The 16,058-nt window shown below is 71.9% G+C and carries 16 protein-coding genes; 6 read left to right on the top strand and 10 right to left on the bottom strand.

The window, feature by feature from the left end:
- The first annotated feature begins 65 nt into the window (after positions 1-65).
- Entirely contained in the window at positions 66-791 is a 726-nt protein-coding gene (locus ACQP0N_RS22560) for a hypothetical protein (RefSeq protein WP_433113913.1), read from the top strand.
- 93 nt (positions 792-884) lie between these two features.
- On the opposite strand, the gene ACQP0N_RS22565 is transcribed toward ACQP0N_RS22560, so the two are convergent.
- Positions 885-1,490 carry a TetR/AcrR family transcriptional regulator gene (locus ACQP0N_RS22565; RefSeq protein WP_433113915.1) on the bottom strand — a complete coding sequence of 202 codons (606 nt, stop codon included), beginning with the start codon at positions 1,488-1,490 and terminating at the stop codon, positions 885-887.
- A gap of 125 nt (positions 1,491-1,615) precedes the next feature.
- On the opposite strand from ACQP0N_RS22565, the gene ACQP0N_RS22570 reads away from it, so the two are divergent.
- A complete protein-coding gene (locus ACQP0N_RS22570; RefSeq protein ID WP_433113917.1) occupies positions 1,616-1,978 on the top strand; it encodes a DUF1330 domain-containing protein in 363 nt (120 codons plus the stop codon).
- 144 nt (positions 1,979-2,122) lie between these two features.
- On the opposite strand, the gene ACQP0N_RS22575 is transcribed toward ACQP0N_RS22570, so the two are convergent.
- The 4 genes from ACQP0N_RS22575 to ACQP0N_RS22590 all read right to left on the bottom strand — a co-directional run bounded on the left by ACQP0N_RS22575 (position 2,123) and on the right by ACQP0N_RS22590 (position 7,037).
- Entirely contained in the window at positions 2,123-4,327 is a 2,205-nt protein-coding gene (locus tag ACQP0N_RS22575) for a transglycosylase domain-containing protein (protein WP_433113919.1), read from the bottom strand.
- 202 nt (positions 4,328-4,529) lie between these two features.
- Entirely contained in the window at positions 4,530-5,300 is a 771-nt protein-coding gene (locus ACQP0N_RS22580) for a hypothetical protein (RefSeq protein ID WP_433113921.1), read from the bottom strand.
- Positions 5,301-5,451: 151 nt separating this feature from the next.
- Positions 5,452-6,558, bottom strand: a complete 1,107-nt coding sequence (locus ACQP0N_RS22585; RefSeq protein WP_433113923.1) for an SPFH domain-containing protein — start codon at positions 6,556-6,558, stop codon at positions 5,452-5,454.
- 5 nt (positions 6,559-6,563) lie between these two features.
- On the bottom strand, positions 6,564-7,037 hold the full coding sequence (locus tag ACQP0N_RS22590; RefSeq protein WP_433113925.1) for an NfeD family protein: 474 nt from the start codon (positions 7,035-7,037) through the stop codon (positions 6,564-6,566).
- A gap of 98 nt (positions 7,038-7,135) precedes the next feature.
- Here ACQP0N_RS22590 and ACQP0N_RS22595 point away from each other — a divergent pair, with 98 nt between their 5' ends.
- A complete protein-coding gene (locus ACQP0N_RS22595) occupies positions 7,136-8,437 on the top strand; it encodes a serine hydrolase domain-containing protein (RefSeq protein ID WP_433113927.1) in 1,302 nt (433 codons plus the stop codon).
- Positions 8,438-8,488: 51 nt separating this feature from the next.
- On the opposite strand, the gene ACQP0N_RS22600 is transcribed toward ACQP0N_RS22595, so the two are convergent.
- Complete coding sequence (locus tag ACQP0N_RS22600; RefSeq protein WP_433113929.1) at positions 8,489-9,301, bottom strand: DUF3097 domain-containing protein; 813 nt, start codon at positions 9,299-9,301, stop codon at positions 8,489-8,491.
- 324 nt (positions 9,302-9,625) lie between these two features.
- Between ACQP0N_RS22600 and ACQP0N_RS22605 the strand changes: the two genes are divergently transcribed.
- A complete protein-coding gene (locus tag ACQP0N_RS22605; protein ID WP_355052729.1) occupies positions 9,626-10,420 on the top strand; it encodes a hypothetical protein in 795 nt (264 codons plus the stop codon).
- A 138-nt stretch (positions 10,421-10,558) separates the two neighbouring features.
- On the opposite strand, the gene ACQP0N_RS22610 is transcribed toward ACQP0N_RS22605, so the two are convergent.
- From ACQP0N_RS22610 to fabG, 4 genes are all read right to left on the bottom strand, one after another.
- Entirely contained in the window at positions 10,559-11,338 is a 780-nt protein-coding gene (locus ACQP0N_RS22610) for an HAD-IIA family hydrolase (protein WP_355052728.1), read from the bottom strand.
- Positions 11,331-12,383: a ferrochelatase gene (locus ACQP0N_RS22615; RefSeq protein WP_433113931.1), complete on the bottom strand. Its 1,053-nt coding sequence runs from the start codon at positions 12,381-12,383 to the stop codon at positions 11,331-11,333. The genes ACQP0N_RS22610 and ACQP0N_RS22615 overlap by 8 nt, the downstream gene beginning before the upstream one ends.
- Before the next feature lie 101 nt (positions 12,384-12,484).
- Complete coding sequence (gene fabI, locus ACQP0N_RS22620) at positions 12,485-13,252, bottom strand: enoyl-ACP reductase FabI (RefSeq protein ID WP_433113933.1); 768 nt, start codon at positions 13,250-13,252, stop codon at positions 12,485-12,487.
- Positions 13,253-13,280: 28 nt separating this feature from the next.
- Positions 13,281-13,985, bottom strand: a complete 705-nt coding sequence (fabG, locus tag ACQP0N_RS22625; protein WP_355052725.1) for a 3-oxoacyl-ACP reductase FabG — start codon at positions 13,983-13,985, stop codon at positions 13,281-13,283.
- A 152-nt stretch (positions 13,986-14,137) separates the two neighbouring features.
- Between fabG and ACQP0N_RS22630 the strand changes: the two genes are divergently transcribed.
- Positions 14,138-15,391: a sensor histidine kinase gene (locus tag ACQP0N_RS22630; protein WP_433113936.1), complete on the top strand. Its 1,254-nt coding sequence runs from the start codon at positions 14,138-14,140 to the stop codon at positions 15,389-15,391.
- On the top strand, positions 15,388-16,050 hold the full coding sequence (locus ACQP0N_RS22635) for a response regulator transcription factor (protein ID WP_357128104.1): 663 nt from the start codon (positions 15,388-15,390) through the stop codon (positions 16,048-16,050). The genes ACQP0N_RS22630 and ACQP0N_RS22635 overlap by 4 nt, the downstream gene beginning before the upstream one ends.
- Positions 16,051-16,058: the final 8 nt, after the last annotated feature.

Below are 16,058 nucleotides of genomic sequence, written 5' to 3' on the forward strand. Positions count from 1 at the left end.
CCAGGATCGATCATGGGTACCTGCGTGTCTGCTCACCCACGGGGGGTGGCACGAGGGAGCTGACGATGAGAGCACCGACAATCAGGAAACACCTCGCCGCCGTAGTGGCGGTGGCCTTGCTCGCCGGCTGTGGCGGCGGGGGTGGGGACCAGCCGAAGTCCACGGCACCCGCCGACAACGGCGTCGCCGCGCTCGCGCCGAACGAGGCGCTGCAGCGCGCCACGGCGGCGGTGCAGAACGCCAAGTCCTACCACCTGGTGGGCGACGTCAACAACGACGGCCAGAAGATGACCCTCGATTTCAAGGTGACCGGCAGTGACCTGGGTGGTCGGGTCTCCACCGACGAGGGCACAGTGGAACTGCTGTCCGTGGCCGGTCAGCAGTACATCCGGCCGGACGAGAAGTTCTGGACGAAGAACGTCGGCCCCCAGGCATCGGACCAGATGGTCAAGTTGATGGGCGACAAGTGGGCCAAGGTGTCGAAGAAGGACGACTTCTCCCAGCTGTTCGACATCGCCAACATCGACGAACTGCTCAAGCCGGACGGCACCCTGACCAAGGGTGAGGCCAAGGAGTTCGACGGCGTCAAGACCATCGGCCTCGTCGACGGCGACAAGAGCGGCACCCTCTACATCGCCACCACCGGCGAGCCGTACCCGATCCGGATGGAAGGCGACCAGGACACGGCCGGTCAGATCACGTTCAGCGAGTTCGGCGCGACCTTCGACGACGTGAAGGCGCCACCGGAGGGCCAGGTGGTCGACTTCGACGAGTTGAAGAGCAAGAAGTAGTCGACGCTCCACACTGTTCGGCCGGCGCCTCCCCTCCCTGCGGTGGGGAGGCGCCATCGCGTCGTGGGGGCCGTTGCCTCCCCGGGACGATCGCTAGCCGCCGTCCCCGTCGCGGCTAGCGCTGACCGGGCCGGACAGGGCTTCCCGCGCGGCCTGGAGGATCTCCTCCGACAGGGGTGTCTGACCCGTCGCGCGGGCCAGCGTGAGCGCACCGACCATCGTCGCGAGATCGACGAGCGCCATCCGGCGGGCCTCGGGCCCATCCTCGATGTCCGTCAATCGCCTGATGGTCTCCTGGACACCCACCGCGTACGACATGCGGAGCGGGCTGTCGGCGGGTGACCGGGCGGCGTCGGCGGCCAGCGCGGTATTGGCACATCCCGTGCCAGGCGTGTCGCGATGCTCGGGTGACAGGTAGTGCCGCAGCAGCGCGTTCCGCGCTTCCGACCGGTCGGGAGAGTCGTCGGAGAGTTGGTCCAGCAGGGCCAGGAGTTCGCCGAAGGCCGTCGCGGCGGCGATGCCCAACAACTCGTCCTTCGAGCTGAAGTGCTTGTAGAACCCGCCGTGGGTCAGCCCGGCGGCACCCATGAGGTCCTGCACGCTCATGCCCGCCGCGCCGCGTTCACGGAGCAGCCTCGAGGTGGCGGCCACCACTTCCTCGCGGTGCCTCGCCGCTTCGGCACGGGACGTCCTGCCCATCACGCTCCCCCCTCACCGGTCGACCCCTCAACTATAGAGGACGACCCTAATCCAAAACTTGCCGTCGCCGCGAGGCCCAGTTAGATTATGGGCGTCATCCAAAATTCGAGGACTTGGAGATCCCCATGAGCACCTACCTGATCAACCACCTGCGCATCCCCGGCGGCATCCCGAACGAGGCGGGGCTGTCGTACCTGGAACAGGTCGAGGCCACCGTGCACCCGTACGGCGGCAAGTGGCTCGCCCAGGGCGACGTGGACGTGGTCGAGGGAGCCTGGCCCGGGACCGTCGTCCTGATGGAGTTCCCCAGCCGCGCCGACGCCGAGAAGTGGTACAACTCGCCCGAGTACCAGGCCATCCTGCCGCTTCGGATGAACAATGCGATCTCGGACATCATCCTGGTCGACAGCCTGGCCCCGGACTTCACCGTCGCCGGTTTCGCCCAGCAGGTACGCGCCGCGATCTCAGCAGCCTCGACCAACAACTGAGGCTGCGTCCGGTCACGTCGCCTCCGAGAGGTCACCGCCAAGCTCGGCAGTGACCTCTCGGAGTGACCGACGCCCGCCAGCGGACGTGTGGAGAAAGCACGACGGCCCGGCTCGAAGCGAGCCGGGCCGCCACTGGATCCGGGATCAGCCCCGACGGTCCAGCCAACGTTGCAGGGCCGAGAGCGGGTCCTGGTCCGGTGTGGGCTGCTGCTGGCGCTCGGGAACGGCCGGGCGCTCCACCGGGCGGCGGGGCTCGCCGGCCAACCCCTTGCTGGGGGCGGTGAACGCCTTCTCCGGCTGGCCCTTCACGGCGGTGGCGATGACCCGCGCGACCGCGTCGATCACCTTGCTCTGCACCGCCGAACCCACCGAGTCGGCCGGGTCGTCGGGGTTGGCCGCGATGCCCGCGACGGCCACCTGCGGGGTGAAGCCGACGAACGTCTCGGTGGCGTTCTCCTCCGAGCTGCCCGTCTTACCGGCCACCGGCCGGCCGTCGAGGATGTCGTTCACACCGGTTGCGGTGCCGCCGTTGCACTGCCCGTACGGCGACTGCTGGCCCACGGGGCAGCGGGCCGCGTCGGTCGCGGCGCGCGCCACGTCGGCGTCGAGGACCTTTTTGCAGGACGGCTCGCCGACCGGCACCTTCGTGCCCTTCGCGTCGGTCACCGAGACCACCGGCACCGGCGTGCAGTAGGTGCCCTCGGCGGCCACCGTGGCGTACGCGTTGGCCAGGTCGAGGGGGGTGGTGGCGGCCACGCCGAGGGTGAACGATCCCCAGTTCGCGGCGTTGTTCTTGGCGAAGGCGGCGTCGGTGTCGGCGCGGAACGTGATGCCGAGCCGCTGCGCCATTTCGACCACCTTGTCCTGGCCCACCTGCTCGGCCAGCCACACGAAGTAGGTGTTCACCGAACGGCCGAAGCCGTCCCACATCATCCGGTACCCGTCCATCCACGCCGGGTTGGCGTTCGCCGGGCACCACTTGCCGTCACAACTGCCCGGCCCCTCGGCCGGGTACCGGGTGGGCAGCTTGGCCGGGGCGTCGAACCCGGTGGAGAGGGTACGGCCCGATTCCAGCGCGGCGAGCATGGTGAACAGCTTGAACGTCGAACCCGCCTGGTACCCGTCGACGCTGGCCCCACCGGAGATCAGCGGGTTGACCGTGTTGGGGTAGTTGGCCTGCCCGGCCGGATTGTCGGCGAGGCTGTAGTGCCGGTTGACCGCCATGGCGAGCACCCGACCCGTGCCGGGCTGGACGGCCGCGATCGGCAGGGCCCGCTTGTTGTCGTACCCGTAGACCTTGGTGGCCTGCTGCTGCGCGGTGGCCTGGATCTTCGGGTCGAGCGACGAGACGACGGTGTAGCCGCCCGCGCGCAGGGCCTGCTCGCGCTCGGCGGGGGTGGCCCCGAAGGCCGGCTGGGTCAGCCACCACTGGCGCAGGTAGTCGCAGAAGTAGCCCCAGTCGTCGTGGCCCTGGGCGACGGCGGTGCAGCCGTTGGGCTGCGCGGTGGGGTGCAGCGCCAGCGGCTCGGCCTTGGCCTGCGCGGCCTGCGCGGCGGTGATCGCCCCGGTGGCGACCATCGAGTCCAGCACGTACGACCGGCGGGCGAGGGCCTGGTCCTTGTCGCCGCTGATCGGGCTGTACGCGTCCGGGGACTGCACCAGACCGGCGAGCAGGGCCGACTCGGCGAGGGTCAACTGCGTCGGTGCCTTGCCGAAGTAGCGCTGGCTGGCCGCCGCGATCCCGTACGCGCCGGAGCCGAAGTAGGCGATGTTCAGGTACCGGCCCAGGATCTCGTCCTTGCCGAGGCTCTTGTCCAGCGCGCCCGCGTACCGGATCTCCTGGATCTTCCGACCGACGGTGGGGTCGGTGGCGGCGGCCCGCTCCTCGGCGGTGCGGGTGGGGTCGGTCTTGAGGACGTTACGGACGTACTGCATGGTCAGCGTCGAGCCGCCCTGCTCGGTGCCACCGCCCTTGACGTTGGCGACCAGCGCCCGGGCCAGGCCGCGCAGGTCCGCGCCACCGTGGTCGTAGAACCGCCGGTCCTCGGCCGCCACGATCGCCTGCCGCATCACCGGGGCGACGTCCGCCAACGCCACGTCCGTCCGGTTCACGTCGTAGAACGTGGTGAGCAGCGTCTTGCCGTCGTTGGCGTAGAGGTAGGAGCGCTGCGGCGTCGCCGGGGTGCGCAGCGCGTCGGGCAGCGCGGCGTACGAGCTGAGCGCGGCACGCGCGGTGAACCCGACCAGCAGATTGCCCGGCAGCGCCGCGGCGGCCAGGACCAACCCGGCCAGCAGACCGGTGAGCAGCACGGTGAACAGCCGCGACAGCGGCGAGCGGGGGGCGGCCATGCAACCCAGGATTGCCACAAATAACGCCAACCGACCACCCCCGAAGCCCAATTGTCAGCAACTTCACGGCCTCCCACCAGCCCCCTCGCACGCGCCAGACTGCGTCGATCATGAAGTTGTTGCCACGACACGCCGAGGCAGAGCGCAATAACTTCATGATCAACGGCACCGGCGCGGCGTCGGCGGGCGGGACCGGGGCGGGTCAGGAGGTTGGGGGGGTGGAGAGGCTGGCGTTGGCCGCGTCGTCGGCGGTTTGGCGGGGCATCAGGCGGCCGCTGCGGTAGCCGATGCCGATGCCGGCGATCAACACGAAGATCGCGCCGAAGGTCTGGAGCGACCCGATCAGGGCGCCGCCGAGGCCGAGCAGCGGCGCGGCGATGATCAGCATGACCCCGTCGCCGAGGCTGAAGGTGCCCGAGCGGGCCACCGCCCACCCGGTGAGGAACCACCCCACGCTGTAGAACGTCGCGCCGAGCAGGACCAGCGACCGCGCGGTGGTGCCGAAGACCGGCGTCTGCTCCTCGAAGCCGGCGAACGGCAGCATCAGCACCGTGCCGGCGATGCTGACCAGCAGCCCGGCGGCGGCCACCCGGCGGCTGCGGGTCGCGGCCAGCAGGCCGGTGAGGGCCAGCAGCGCGAGCAGGCCGAGCCAGACCGCCGCCACCCAGCCGATCAGGTACACCGCCTGGCCGTCCGCCGGATACGGGTCGTTGCCCACCCCGCCGTCGCTGGCCATCGCCACCGCGCCGTAGAGGATGGCGTACGCGGGCAGCAGCCACACCGCGGCCCGGGCGAACCGGCGTACCGACCAGGCCCAACTGGCGTTCGTGGCGGGGGCGAGCGGAGTGGGCTCGCCGACGAATGGCAGTACGCCGAAGCCACCGCCACTGCGCCGGGAGCCCAGCGGCGCGACCGGATCGTGCGCGCCGGGTACGGGGGCCGAGGACCACATCCGATTCGCCGGATCCTTCATGCGTCACCTCGCTCGTCCACGAGCGGTGCGAGACGCGCCGGGGCGCCCCGATTGCCTGGTCACCACCCGTCCTAGGACCGATCGTGGCAGGCGTCGGAGCGCCCCATGAGCCTTTCTCGTATTTACCCGGCCAGGCGGCCGTCCTTCGGCGTCAGCCGCGCTCGCGCTGGTCCGTCGGGTCGTTGACCAGACTGTCCGGGGTGACCGGCTCCGGCGCGGGCAGGCCCTGCGGCTTGTTGCCGCCGGTGGCCTGCGCCTCGGCGACGCGTACCTCGTCGTGGATCTGCTGGGCGGCGTCGGCGGCAGCCTGCGCCGCCGCCGCGGCCTCGCGCTCGACCTGGCTCGCGTGGTCGGCGGCCTCCGGAGCGGGCACGTCCCCCACCATCTGGCTCAGCCCACCGAGTGCGCCGCCCATGCCCTCCAGCGCCTTGGTCAGCTCGGCCGGCACGATCCAGACCTTGTTGGCGCTGCCCTGGGCGATCTGCGGCAGGGCCTGCAGGTACTGGTAGGCGAGGACCTTCTGGCTCGGGTTCGCCTGGTGGATCGCGTCGAACACCGTCCGGATCGCCTTGGCCTGGCCCTCGGCCTGCAGGATCCGGGCCTGCCGGTCACCGTCGGCCCGCAGCACCGCGGACTGCTTCTCACCCTCGGCGGTGAGGATCTGCGACTGCTTGTGCCCCTCGGCCGTGAGGATCGCGGCGCGACGGTCCCGCTCGGCGCGCATCTGCTTCTCCATCGAGTCGCGGATGCTGGCCGGCGGCTCGATCGCCTTGATCTCGACCCGGGTCACCTTGATGCCCCAGCGGCCGGTCGTCTCGTCCAGGACCCCGGAGAGGTGCCGGTTGATCTCGTCGCGGCTGGTCAGCGCCCGCTCCAGGTCGAGCGAGCCGATCACGTTGCGCAGCGTGGTCACCGTCAGCTGCTCGATGGCCTGGAGGAAGCTGGAGATCTCGTACGTCGCCCGGACCGGGTCGACCACCTTGAAGTAGAGGACCGTGTCGATCGAGACCACCAGGTTGTCCGAGGTGATCACCGGCTGCGGCGGGAAGCTGACCACCTGCTCGCGCATGTCGACCTTGGTACGGACCGCGTCGATGAACGGCACCAGCAGGTTGAGGCCGGGGCTGAGGGTGCGCTTGTACTTGCCGAGCCGTTCCACCACGTCATGGCGCTGCTGCGGCACGATCCGCACCGCCTTGGCCAGCGTTATCACGGCGATCAGCGCCACCGCGATCACCACCACCCCGATTAAGGTCATCCCGTTCACCCTCTCGCTTCCGGCAGCTCGCCGGCGGAAGAAACGTCGTCCTGCCAGACCAGGGCGGTCGCGCCCCGGACCTTTATCACCCGAACCCGTTGGCCGGGCTCGAAAGTCTGCGTCGTGTCGTACGGCCGGGCGCTCCACAACTCCCCGTCGATCTTGACGAGCCCGTGGTCGGCGTCCACCCGCTCCAGCACCAGCGCCGTGGAGCCCTCGATCGCCTCCACGCCGAACGGCTGTTCGCCGCTCTCCAGCGCGGACCGGCCGTGCCGCTTGATCACCGGTCGGACCACGACCAGGCTCAGCGCGGACACCACCGCGAAGACCAGCGCCTGCACGGCGACCGGCGCACCCAGGGCCGCAGCACCCGCGGCGGCGAACGCCCCGGCCCCGAACATGATCAGGAAGAGGGTCGTCGTGAAGATCTCGGCGACCGCCAGCACCACACCCAGAACGATCCACACCATGGCGTCCACACCACGATCGTGACACGCAAATGCTCGCGCGGCCTCCCCGCGAAGATCAGTAGGCTCGGCGAGGCCCATCCGGCGGCGGCCCGACCCGAGGAGATGCGTTGACCCTGCTACCCGAGACCGCCCGACAGATCGACGCGCGGGTCGCCCAGGCGCAGGCCGACGGCCACGTCCCGTCGCTGGTGCTGGGCGTGGTCCGCGACGGCGCGCTGGCGCACCTGGCCGTCGCCGGCGAACACCCCCGCCCGGACGTCGACCTGCAGTACCGGGTCGGCTCGATCAGCAAGACGATGACCGCCACCCTGATCATGCAGTTGCGCGACGCCGGCCGACTGGCTCTCGACGACCGGCTGGAGCAGCACCTGCCGGGCACCGGCCTCGGCGCGCTCACCCTGCGCCAACTCCTCGGGCACGCCAGCGGGATCCAACGCGAACCCGAGGGCGACTGGTGGGAGCGGAACGAAGGCGTGGACCTACCGACCCTGCTCGCCGGGGTCACCGCCGACAAGATCGCTTACTCCCCGCACACCACGTACCACTACTCCAACCTGGCGTACGGGCTGCTCGGCGGGGTGCTCGAACGACTCACCGGGACGCCCTGGGCAGACCTGCTCGACCAGCGGATCCTCACCCCGCTGGGCCTGCGCCGGACCACCTACGCGGCCACCGAGCCGTACGCCCGCGGCTACGTCGTCCACCCCTGGCACCACACGTTGCGGGAGGAGCCGCGCACCGACACCGGCGCGATGGCCCCGGCCGGACAGCTCTGGTCGACGATCGAGGACCTGGGCCGCTGGGCCGCGTTCCTGGCCGAACCCGACCCGTCGGTGCTGGCCGCCGAGACGCTGACCGAGATGTGCGCCCCCGTGGTGATCAGCGACCTCGACTCGTGGACCGGCGGGCACGGCCTGGGGCTGGAGCTCTACCGCGAGGGCGAGCGCGTGTACGTCGGGCACGGCGGCTCGATGCCCGGGTACGTGGCCGCCCTCGTGGTGCACCGGCCCAGCCGTACCGCCGTGGTCGGCTTCGCCAACTCGTACGGCTTCCCGATCACCGCACTCGGCCGCCGGCTGTTGACGAGCGTGCTGGACGCCGAGCCGGCGTTCGGCCAGCCGTGGCGGCCGGCCACCACCGCGCCCGCCGCCGAGGTGGCCGAGCTGACCGGTCGCTGGTGGTGGATGGGCACCTCGCTGGACCTGAGCTGGGACGCGGGTGAGCTGGTGGCTCACGTACGCGGCGAGCGGGTGAGCCGGTTCACCGCCGAGGGGACGGACCGCTGGAGGGGACGCTCCGGCCCGGAGAACGGCGAGATCCTGTCGGTGCTGCGCGACGACGACGGACGGGCGACGGCGATCGACATCGCCACGTTCGTCTTCACGCGTAGCCCGGACGAGGCCCCCTGACCCGCCGCCCGGCCTTGGACGCCGGGTGGGCGGTCACGGCGGACCAGGCGGTCAGGCCGGCTCGGTGACGAAGTCGATCAGACGCTCCATGGCGTTGATCAACGGAGTCTCGACGTCGGCGAAGCTGTTCACCCGGGACAGGATGTGCCGCCACATGTCGGCCGGCTCCGCCACCCCGAGAGCCGCGCAGACGCCCTCCTTCCACGGCCGCCCCGGGGGCACCACCGGCCAGGCCGCGATGCCCAGTGCCGCCGGCTTCACCGCCTGCCACACGTCGACGTACGGATGCCCGGTCACCAGCACGTACGGCGAGGTCACCCGGGCCACGATGCGGCTCTCCTTGCTGCCCGGCACCAGGTGGTCGACGAGCACGCCCAGCCGTCGGGTCGGACCGGGGGCGAAGTCCCGCACCGCCGCGTCCAGGTCGTCGATGCCGTCCAGTGGCTCCACGACCACACCCTCGATCCGCAGGTCGTCGCCCCAGATGCGCTCGACCAGCGCGGCGTCGTGGATGCCCTCGACCCAGATCCGGCTGGCCTTGGCGACCTGGGCGCGGACGTTGTCCACCGCCACCGAACCGGACGCGGTCCGCCGGCGGGCCGCCGGTACCGCAGCGCGGGTCGGGCGGCGCAACGTCACCGGGCGGCCGTCGAGCAGGAACGCCGCCGGCAGCAGCGGGAAGTTGCGCCGTTTGCCGTGCCGGTCCTCCAACACCACCGCGCCGGCCTCGAAACCCACCACGGCTCCGCAGAAGCCGGAGTCGGCGTCCTCCACCACGAGATCCGCTTCGGCGTCCACCTCGGGGGTGACCTTCCGCCGCCGCCAGTCCCCCGCCAGCACGTCCTCGCCGTATCGCCCCGCCATGTAGATCACGCTAACCCGCCCTCCCCTCACCCCCTCCCCGCGACACACCGCCACCGCCCGCTCCCACCCCACCCCACGCATCGCGTCGCGCCCCGCCCCGCCGCGTCGATCATGGAGTTGTGGTGGTGCACGAAGCGCTACCAACCGCCAGCAATCAGGCACCACAACTCCATGATCGACGCAATGAGGGGCGGGACCCGGGGGCGGGGCGTGGCAGGTGGGGCAGGGCGGCATGGGACGGGGCGAAGGGGGCAGTTCGGGGCAGGGAGGGCGGCCGGAGCGGCAGCCGAGACAGGGCCACCGATCACCACGTACCCTTTCGGCATGTCCACCCCCGCAACCGGCGCGGCCACGCTTGCGCCGCGCCGGTCGAGCCGGTTCGTTGCCTGGGTGCGCGCGTGGCGCGCTGGGTTGGTGCCGTACGACGAGGTCGCCGACGCCATCGCCGGCGACGAGGAACATCTCGTCGCGGACGCCCCGGGCACCTGGACCGACGTCCCGCTGGGTGCCGCGCTGCCCACCCTGGCCAAGCTGTCGCCCGACGAGATCCGGCTGGTGCTGCCCGCGCCGGGTGACCCACGGGGTCTGCCCGGTCCCGGGGACTTCGCCGGAGCGGCACTGGTGGCGGGCGAGGCGGTGGTGGCCGGTGGGCTGGGCCTGATCCCGCAGGTACGCAGCCACACCTCCGGCTCCGGGGACTGTTTCGAGACGGTGCTGTGGCGGGTCTACCCGCTGCCGGCCGACGCGCCGGCCGCCTCGCTGTCGCTGCCCGGGGCCGCCGAGGCCGAGGCCGAGTTGGCCGCCGCGCTGGCCGAGACGACCGCCGTGCTGACCCGGCTCGACGTGGCCCAGTGGCGGCCCGAGCTGGCCGGCGCGCTGGCCGCGCTGCGCCGCCCGGACGGCACCACCGACCTGCCACCGGGATTCGACCCGCGGGCCCGCCGGCTGTTCGCCCGGGCTGCGGTGCTCGATCGGGTGCTGGCGTTGGCCGGGCACGCCGCCCCGGGCGGCGCCATCAACAACTACGAGGCCCAGCAGCGCGACGCCGCGCTCCGCCCGCTCACCGCAGCCTGCCGCCAGGCCCTGGTAGCCGCCTGCAACGCCCCTCTACGCCCCTGACAACACCCCACCCCCGTGCCCCGCGCTGAGACGCCACACCCCCGACACCGCACTGATCTTGCACTTTCTGCTGCGACCTAAAGGGCGTAACGCCCCATAGCGGCAACAGTAAGTGCAAGATCGACGAGAGCAGGCGGGTTACACCTCGTCGATCAGGTCGGCGACGGAGTTGACGATGCGGGACGGGCGGTACGGGTAGCGCTCGGCCTCGGTACGGCTGCTGATGCCGGTGAGCACCAGGATGGTCTCCAGCCCGGCCTCCAGACCGCAGAGGACGTCGGTGTCCATCCGGTCGCCGATCATCGCGGTGGTCTCCGAGTGCGCGTTGATCGTGTTCAGCGCCGACCGCATCATCATCGGGTTGGGCTTGCCGACGAAGTACGGCTCCACCCCGGTCGCCTTGGAGATCATGGCGGCCACCGAGCCGGCGGCCGGCAACGCCCCCTCGACGGACGGGCCGGTCACGTCCGGGTTGGTGCAGATGAACCGGGCCCCGTCGTTGATCAGCCGGATCGCCTTGGTGATCGCCTCGAAGCTGTAGGTGCGGGTCTCACCGAGCACCACGTAGTCCGGGGCGAAGTCGGTGAGCACGTACCCGACGGCGTGCAGCGCCGTGGTCAACCCGGCCTCGCCGATGACGTACGCGGTGCCGCCCGGCCGCTGGTCGGCGAGGAACTGACCGGTGGCCAGCGCCGAGGACCAGATCGACTCCTCCGGCACGTCCAGCCCCATCCGGCTCAACCGGGCCGTCAGGTCGCGCGGGGTGTAGATCGAGTTGTTAGTCAGCACCAGGAACGGCTTGCCGGAGGCGCGCAGCCGGTTGACGAACTCCGGCGCTCCGGGCACCGGCTGGCCCTCGTGCACCAGCACGCCGTCCATGTCGGTGAGCCAGCTCTGCACAGGCTTGCGGTCATGCATCGGGGCCCCCAGCAGGCGTCGGTCGGCGGGTCGGTACACAGCAGACGGTGGGACAGGTGTCCCACCTGGGCAGGTCCCCGAGGCGCCGGCGCAGCTGCGCGCCGTCCGGATCGGTGCGCTCGGTGACCAACTCCCGGACCATGGTCACGAAGCGCGCGTCGGTGCCCGGGGTGCCGGCCCGGACGAAGTCGAGGCCGAGCTGCTTGGCGGTCTCCAGAGCCTCGGTGTCCAGGTCCCACACGACTTCCAGGTGGTCCGAGACGAACCCGATCGGGCTGACCACCACGCCGGTGACGCCGTCCTCGGCGAGCGCGTTGAGGTGGTCGTTGATGTCGGGCTCCAGCCACGGCACGTGCGGTGGGCCGGACCGGCTCTGCCACACCAGGTCGTACGCCAGGTCGGGGGCGGCGGCCGCGGCCACCAGGCGGGCGGTCTCGCGGAGCTGCGCTTCGTAGCGGCCCCCGTGCGGGCCGGCGTTGGCCGCCATCGAGGTGGGGATGGAGTGTGCGGTGAACACCAGTCGGGTGGTGGCCCGCTTCGCGGGGTCGAGCTGGGCGAGGGCGGCCCGGACCGCGTCGACGTGGGGCTCGACGAACCCGGGGTGGTCCCAGAACTGCCGCAGCTTCTCGATCACCGGCGCGTCGGGCCCGACGGCGGCGCGGGCGGCGGCGATGTCCTCCTGGTACTGCCGGCAGGACGAGTAGCCGCCGTACGCGCTGGTGACGAACGCCAGCGCGCGGGTCACGCCGTCGTCGCGCATCTGGCTGACGGTGTCGGCGAGCATCGGGTCCCAGTTGCGGTTGCCCCAGTAGACGGGCAGGTCGACACCGTGCGCGGCGAAGTCGGCGCGGACGGCGGCGAGCAGGTCACGGCACTGCTGGTTGATCGGGGACACCCCGCCGAAGTGCTGGTAGTGCTCGGCGACCTCGGCGAGCCGCTCGGGTGGCACCCCCCGGCCACGGGTCACGTTCTGCAGGAACGGCATCACGTCCTCGGGCCGTTCGGGCCCACCGAAGGACACCAGCACCACCGCGTCGTACGCCATGGGGGTCATTCTGGTACCTCGCCCCCGACGGCCCGGCGACGCCCCCTGCTCCGGACGCGTGGGTCACGCGTCCGGGGGCCGGGGGCGTCGTCGTGGCAGGGTCAGGCGCCGATGGCGTGGTAGCCGCCGTCGACGTGCACGATCTCGCCGGTCGTGGCCGGGAACCAGTCGGACAGCAGCGCCAGGCAGGCCCGCGCGGCGGGCTCCTGGTCGGTGAGGTCCCAGCCGAGCGGGGCGCGCTCGCTCCAGGCGGTCTCGAACTGGTCGAAGCCGGGGATCGACTTGGCGGCGATGGTGCGCAGCGGCCCGGCGGCGACCAGGTTGCTGCGGATGCCCTGCTTGCCCAGGTGCAGGGCCAGGTAGCGGGAGGCGGACTCCAGGCCGGCCTTGGCGACGCCCATCCAGTCGTAGACCGGCCACGCCTTGGTGGCGTCGAAGGTCAGACCGACCACCGCGCCGCCGGACGACATCAGCGGCAGCGCCGCCATCGCGAGGGACTTGTACGAGTAGGTCGACACGTGCAGGGCGGTCGCCACGTCCTCCCACGGCGCGTCGAGGAAGCCACCGCCGAGGCAGCTCTGCGGGGCGAAGCCGATCGAGTGCACCACACCGTCGAGCCCGTCGACGTGCTCGCGGACCCGGTCGGCGAGGCTGGCCAGGTGCTCGGCGTTGGTCACGTCGACCTCGATCACCGGCGCGGGCTCGGGCAGCCGCTTGGCGATCCGCTCGACCAGGGAGAGCCGGCCGAAGCCGGTGAGCACGACCTGAGCGCCGTTCTCCTGGGCGAGTTTCGCCACCGAGAAGGCGATCGAGGCGTCGGTGATGACACCGGTGACGAGCAGCCGCTTACCGGCGAGCAGTCCGGACATGCAGGGTTTCCTCCGTAGTCAGAGAAGGTCAGTGGCCCATGCCGAGGCCGCCGTCGACCGGGATCACGGCCCCGGAGACGTACCCGGCGCCGTCCGAGGCCAGCCAGGTGACCACGGCGGCCACCTCGTCCGGGCTGGCCATCCGGCCGGCCGGGATGGACTTGCGGATCTCCGCCTTGCGGTCGTCGGACAGGCCGGCGGTCATGTCGGTGTCGATGAAGCCGGGCGCCACCACGTTCGCGGTGATGTTGCGGCTGCCCAACTCGCGGGTGACCGAGCGGGCGACGCCGACCAGGCCGGCCTTGCTGGCGGCGTAGTTGACCTGCCCGGCACCGCCGGAGAGGCCCACCACCGAGGAGATGAAGATCATGCGGCCCCACTTGGCCCGCAGCATCTTGCCCGAGGCGCGCTTGGCGACCCGGAACGCGCCGGTGAGGTTGGTGTCCACCACGTTGGTGAACTGCTCCTCGGACATCCGCAGCAGCAGCGTGTCGTCGGTCATGCCGGCGTTGGCGACCACCACCTCGACCGGGCCCAGCTCGGCCTCGACAGCGGTGAACGCGGCGTCGATCGAGGCCGCGTCGGTGACGTCGGCGCGTACGCCGAACAGCCCTTCGGGGGCCTCGCCACTGCGGTGGGTGACCGCCACCCGGTCGCCCTGCTTGGCGAAGGCCTGCGCGATGGCCAGGCCGATTCCCCGGTTGCCGCCGGTCACCAGCACGGTACGGGCCACGGTTCCTCCTTGCGACTGCTCAGCATGGACGCGTCGGAGCCTAGGCGTTACCCGCAAGTAAGCGCTAACGGGTGTCGCGTCCCACCCAGGTACGACGTGGGGATCAACCTGCGGGGGCACGCCTCGTGGCGCCCTCGGCCCGTAGCCTCCGGATGGTGAACCGGCAACCGATCGCCGTGGCCCTGGGGGCGCTGGGGCAGACCCTGTGGGGGCGGGACGCCCCGGCCGGTCGACCGTTGCTGGCCCGTTGGCCCTGGCTGGCCCGCTACGTCACCCCGGTGGGGCTGCTCGCCGCGCTCGGCCTCTTTTTGATCACGCTGAGCGTGGAGAGCGAGTGGGGCCTGCCGCTGCCGGTCGCGCTGCTGTTCGCGGCGATGACTGTGGTGCCGCTGCTGGTGCTGCCCCGGCGTCCGTTGCTGGCGTGGCGGCTGACGGTGTTGGCCCTGCTGATCTGCACGTTCAACGCGCCGGCCGACCGGTCCTGGCCGTGGACCCCACCGCTGGCGCTCGGGTCGGTCGCGGTGCTGGCGGTCGTCGTCGCGCGGGTCGACCGGCCGGTGCTGGTCTGGGTGGTGACGATCAGCACGGTGCCGGTGCTCGCTCTGGTCCACCCCGACAACCGGGTGCCTGTCCTGCTGCTGCTCGGTGCGCTGGCGATCGTCGGCGACCTGGTCCGTCACAACCGGCTGTCGCGGCGCGCCCTGGCCGCGCAGACCGAGCTGAGCGAGCGGGAGCAGGAGCGCCGCGCGGTGCTGGAGGAACGCACCCGGATCGCCCGTGAGCTGCACGACGTGGTCGCGCACCACATGTCGCTGATCGCCGTGCAGGCCGAGACCGCGCCGTACCGCCTCGACGACGTGCCCGCCCCGGCCGCCGCCGAGTTCGTCGCCATCGCCGGCTCGGCCCGCGACGCGCTGACCGACATGCGGCGGCTGTTGGGGGTGCTGCGCAGCGAGGCCAGCGGGCCGCAGACCGCTCCGCAGCCCGACCTGGCCGACCTGGGCGCGATGGTGGACGCGGCCCGTCGCGCCGGGCTGGCCGTGACCCTGGACGCCGAGCCGCCGGGTCCGGTACCCGCGCCGGTCGGGCTGGCCGCGTACCGCATCGTCCAGGAGGGCCTGGCGAACGCGGCCCGGCACGCGCCCGGCGCCGCGGTGCGCGTCACCGTCCGCTCCGGTCCGTCCGCTCTGGAAGTACGCGTCGACAACTCCCCGCCCGACGCCCCGCCGACCGCCTTTCCGCGCGGTGCCCCACCGACCGCCGACGGCGGGGCGGGGCACGGGTTGACCGGCATGCGGGAGCGCGCCACCTCGCTCGGCGGTACGTTCACCGCCGGGCCGCTACCCGAGGGCGGGTACGCGGTGGCGGCCGAACTGCCGTACGAGGTGGGGAGCCTGGACACATGATCAAGGTGCTGATCGTCGACGACCAGGCGATGGTCCGGCAGGGCTTCGGCGCACTGCTCGCCGCCCAGCCCGACCTGCTGGTGGTGGGCGACGCCGCCGACGGCGCGCAGGGGGTCGCCGCCGCCCGTCGGCTCGACCCGGACGTGGTGCTGATGGACGTGCGGATGCCGGTCCTGGACGGGCTGGCCGCCACCCGTCAACTGTTGGGCGACCGCTCGGCGCAGCGCCCCCGGGTGCTCATCCTCACGACGTTCGACCTGGACGACTACGTGTACGAGGCGCTGCGCGCCGGCGCGAGCGGCTTCCTGCTCAAGGACGCGCCCGCGGCCGACCTGGTGCAGGCGGTGCGGGTGGTGGCCGCCGGGGACGCGCTGCTCGCCCCGGCGGTGACCCGTCGACTGATCGCCGAGTTCGCGGCCCGCCCGGACCGTCGCCGGCCCCGCCCCACCGACCTGGCCGGGCTGACCCCGCGCGAGACCGAGGTGCTGCGGCTGATCGCCCGGGGCCGCAACAACGCGGAGATCGCCGCTGACCTGGTGGTGGCGGAGCAGACCGTGAAGACGCACGTCGGGCGCATCCTGGCCAAGCTCGGCCTGCGCGACCGCGCCCAGGCCGTGGTGCTGGCGTACGAGACGGGTCTGGTCGCCGCCGGCGAGTAGCGCCTCGG

It is taken from the genome of Micromonospora sp. CA-246542, assembly GCF_050942905.1.
GTDB lineage: Bacteria > Actinomycetota > Actinomycetes > Mycobacteriales > Micromonosporaceae > Micromonospora.